The sequence below is a fragment of the Atlanticothrix silvestris CENA357 genome (assembly GCF_016056295.1).
In the GTDB taxonomy this organism is placed as follows: Bacteria; Cyanobacteriota; Cyanobacteriia; order Cyanobacteriales; family Nostocaceae; genus Atlanticothrix; species Atlanticothrix silvestris.
Map to the genome: position 1 here is coordinate 113,988 of NZ_JAECZB010000001.1, position 3,333 is coordinate 117,320.

The 3,333-nt window shown below is 42.6% G+C and carries 4 protein-coding genes; 1 reads left to right on the plus strand and 3 read right to left on the minus strand.

Annotated features, from left to right (window positions below; all coding sequences use genetic code 11):
• The 3 genes from I8751_RS00530 to I8751_RS00540 form a co-directional block, all read right to left on the minus strand.
• A partial coding sequence (locus I8751_RS00530; protein ID WP_214437218.1) for a hypothetical protein occupies positions 1-226 on the minus strand: 226 nt, incomplete at its 3' end.
• Positions 227-499: 273 nt separating this feature from the next.
• Positions 500-955, minus strand: coding sequence for a cupin domain-containing protein (locus I8751_RS00535; RefSeq protein ID WP_214437219.1), 456 nt, complete (start codon positions 953-955; stop codon positions 500-502).
• Positions 956-1,750, minus strand: a complete 795-nt coding sequence (locus I8751_RS00540; RefSeq protein WP_214437220.1) for a cysteine hydrolase family protein — start codon at positions 1,748-1,750, stop codon at positions 956-958.
• A gap of 83 nt (positions 1,751-1,833) precedes the next feature.
• Between I8751_RS00540 and I8751_RS00545 the strand changes: the two genes are divergently transcribed.
• A complete protein-coding gene (locus I8751_RS00545) occupies positions 1,834-3,243 on the plus strand; it encodes an amidohydrolase (RefSeq protein WP_214437221.1) in 1,410 nt (469 codons plus the stop codon).
• The last annotated feature ends 90 nt before the right edge of the window (positions 3,244-3,333 follow it).

A 3,333-nucleotide genomic window follows, 5' to 3' on the forward strand; every position in this document is an offset into this window, starting at 1 on the left:
GACGAGATTCAAACACTCGCTCACCAGTCTCAAATACTCGGCGACGAGGTTCAAACACTCGCTCACCAGTCTCAAATACTCGGCGACGAGATTCAAACACTCGCTCACCAGTCTCAAATACTCGGCGACGAGGTTCAAATACTCGCTCACCAGTCTCAGATACTCGGCGACGAGGTTCAAATACTCGCTCACGAGTCTCAGATACTCGGCGACGAGGTTCAAACACTCGCGCGGACTAATGAAAAATCAAAGAATTTAAACCCGCCTACGCGGGTTTTGCCTGTGTAGCCGCGACTTCTAGTCGCCAGGGCTTCTGCGTTGCGGGGGTTCCCACGGCAGTCCGTTCAAGTAGGGAAACCCACCCACACGGCTGCCTCCCCGTTGTAGCAAGTGGCGTGGATTTAGGGGAAGCAACCACATTTTGCACCCATCATAAAAATGTGTGTACACGATAGCGTAGAAAAGAGAAGACTAAAGTCCTCACTACAATCACATATTTTTAACAAGGCATTAAGGCATCTAATCTTCCTAAAACTGCCATATCTTCTGCATCTAACTCTACAGGAATCCCACTGCGAATTAATTCCGAAAAATCTTCATTGGGAACCATCACAGTCAAAGTATATAAGCGATTATTACCTGTATTTTTAATTAAATGAGTTCCTGTAGGTGGTACTAATAAACTATCTCCAGCTTGGATGCGGACATTCTTACCGTCGCAAATTGCGACCCCTTCCCCCTTAAGAACGAAAAACATTTCTACTGCCCACTGATGACGGTTTGGCGGTGTTTGTCCACCAACATCAAAAATTTCTATACAACAAGTTAAAGAAGTATTAGCATTTGCTGTATCAAAAATAATTGCTAACCGATTAGAGTCGTGGGGACTGATGCGGTATACTTGGTAATCTTTGGGAGATTTGATAACAGGAATTACACAACGAGTAGCGTGCATTTATTGATCTCCTCCTGTTGATTCAGGATTATTCAGCGTTGTTAAAATCGCTTGCGAATCAGTGACAAAACCAAAACATTGTTTAATGTTGTACAACGTCGCCAACCAACAATAGTCGGGAGATGTTGTAGCACTACAGTCTTTAACTAAAATACAGTCATATCCTAAAAAATGAGCATCACAGAGTGTAGTCATTACACATTGATCAGCATTGACACCAGCAAAAAATAGTGTCGTTCTTCCAAGGTTCCGCAGGATACTATCTAAAGGCGTATCCCAAAAGCCACTCATGCGGTATTTATCCACACGAATATCTTCTGGTAGCTGTTCTAGTTCGTCTACTACTGCTGCTGCCCAACTGCCTGCCATGAGTACTCTAGCACCATTAGCAGGTAAGGGATCGCCTAAACCTACACCATCTCCTGTAGGGTTGTAGACATGGCGAGAAGCGGCACTAATATTTAACAAGTCGGGACGATTACCCCAATTTACCCAAATTACCGCCACACCAGCCTCACGCAATTCTGGCAGTAAGTTATTCAAAGGTTCAATAGGCTGACGTGCTGGAGTTACGTCCACACCGATATGCGCCAACCAGCCATCAGGGTGACAGAAGTCGTTTTGCATATCAATGACAAGGATGGCGGCTTTTGCCAAGTCTAGGCACAGGGTTTTGGTTTCTGTTGATAAAATAGCGGATTGTGGGGTCTTTTGAGGACGAGTGATATCTGCGATCGCCTGATTCACAGTCCAAGCATTTGGTGCAACTCCCAATGTCCGAAAAGGCAGATTCATAAATTACAACACCCAAAACCATTTTTTAATTTGTAACTTGAATTGCTAGTGAGTGTTCGATAACTTAATCAAGGTTAAATATTGTGAATTTCACTATCCAGAATGTTTTGATTGCCACCAATGACGATTATGCAACCGTAGATGTGCAGGTTGTTGATGGGAAAATTGCCGCTATTGCTGCTAACTTAGATGTAATCGGTACTGTCTTTAATGGTAACAATAAACTGTTACTGCCTGGGTTCTTTAATGCCCACACCCACTCATCAGAAATGTGGCAACGGGGAATTATGTCAGTATTTCCTTTAGAGTTATGGCTAGCGGAATTATATGACTTTGCCCCCCTTGATTTGGAGAAGGTTTATCTCAGCGCTTTAGGAACAGCAGTAGAAACTTTACTTTCCGGCGGTACGAGTGTAGTAGATCATCTAGTGTTAATTCCTGGACAAGAACTAGAAACGATCGCCACTGCAACTCGCGCTTATCAAGCAGTAGGAATTCGGGCTTTTATTGCACCTTTAATTCAAGATGAATCACTCACCGCAGGGATGCCTTCTGGAGAATCACAACAAAATCATGAGCCTTATTTTCGCTCAACTTTGGCAACATTAGAAATCATCGAAGAGGCGGTGAAAAAGTTTCATCGTCCAGATGAGGGTATAAGTATTTTAGTTGCACCTACCGGGATACAATTGTGTACTGATGCGTTATTTGCAGGGTGTATAGAATTAAGCGATCGCTATAATCTTTGTCGTCACTCTCACTTACTCGAAACGAAAGCACAGGAAAAACTTGCTCAAGAAAAATACGGTTGTACTGCGGTTGAACATCTTAAAAGAATTGGGTATTTGAGCGATCGCACTTCTTTAGCTCATTGTGTATGGTTAAGCGATCGTGACATCGCCATCCTGGCAGAAACTCAATCTACAGTTGTGCATAATCCCTTGAGTAACCTGCGTTTAGGCAGTGGTATCGCCCCAATTTTAAAATATCGACAAGCGGGGGTCAATGTAACTTTTGGCTGTGATGGTGCTTCGAGTAATGACTCCCAAGATTTACTAGAAGCTATCAAAATTGGCTCTATTTTACACAATGTAACCGACTTAGATTATCAGTCTTGGATTACGCCTAGACAAGCGATCGAAATGGCAGCTTTGGGAGGAGCAAAAGGATTGAATGTAGCAGACAAACTCGGTTCTTTGACGGTGGGAAAACAAGCCGATTTAATGCTTTATGATCTCACTAATTTATCATTGCTACCCCGTACAGATCCCATCGGCTTATTAGTTTTAGGTCGTCCCACCAACGTTGTTAATGGTGCTTGGGTAAAGGGTAAGCAAATTGTTGCTGATGGTAAAGTAACCACAATTAACGTTGATGAACTTTGCCAAGAGTTATTTCAACACAGTCAATGGGAGACAAAACGTAAATCTCAAACCGTAGCCCAAATAGAAACTCATTACCGCAGCGTGATGGATTTACCTGATAGCAAATGAAGTTAATTTTGCACCAAATATAATTAATAGAAATTTCTAGAAATTAAATGTGTGTTATCCAGAACTTTTGTAGAGACGCGATTAATCGCG

Coding starts and splice junctions, on each gene's coding strand:
- I8751_RS00540 (WP_214437220.1), bottom strand. CDS start 1,750: ATGAATCTGCCTTTTCGGACATTGGGAGTTGCACCAAATGCTTGGACT.
- I8751_RS00535 (WP_214437219.1), bottom strand. CDS start 955: ATGCACGCTACTCGTTGTGTAATTCCTGTTATCAAATCTCCCAAAGAT.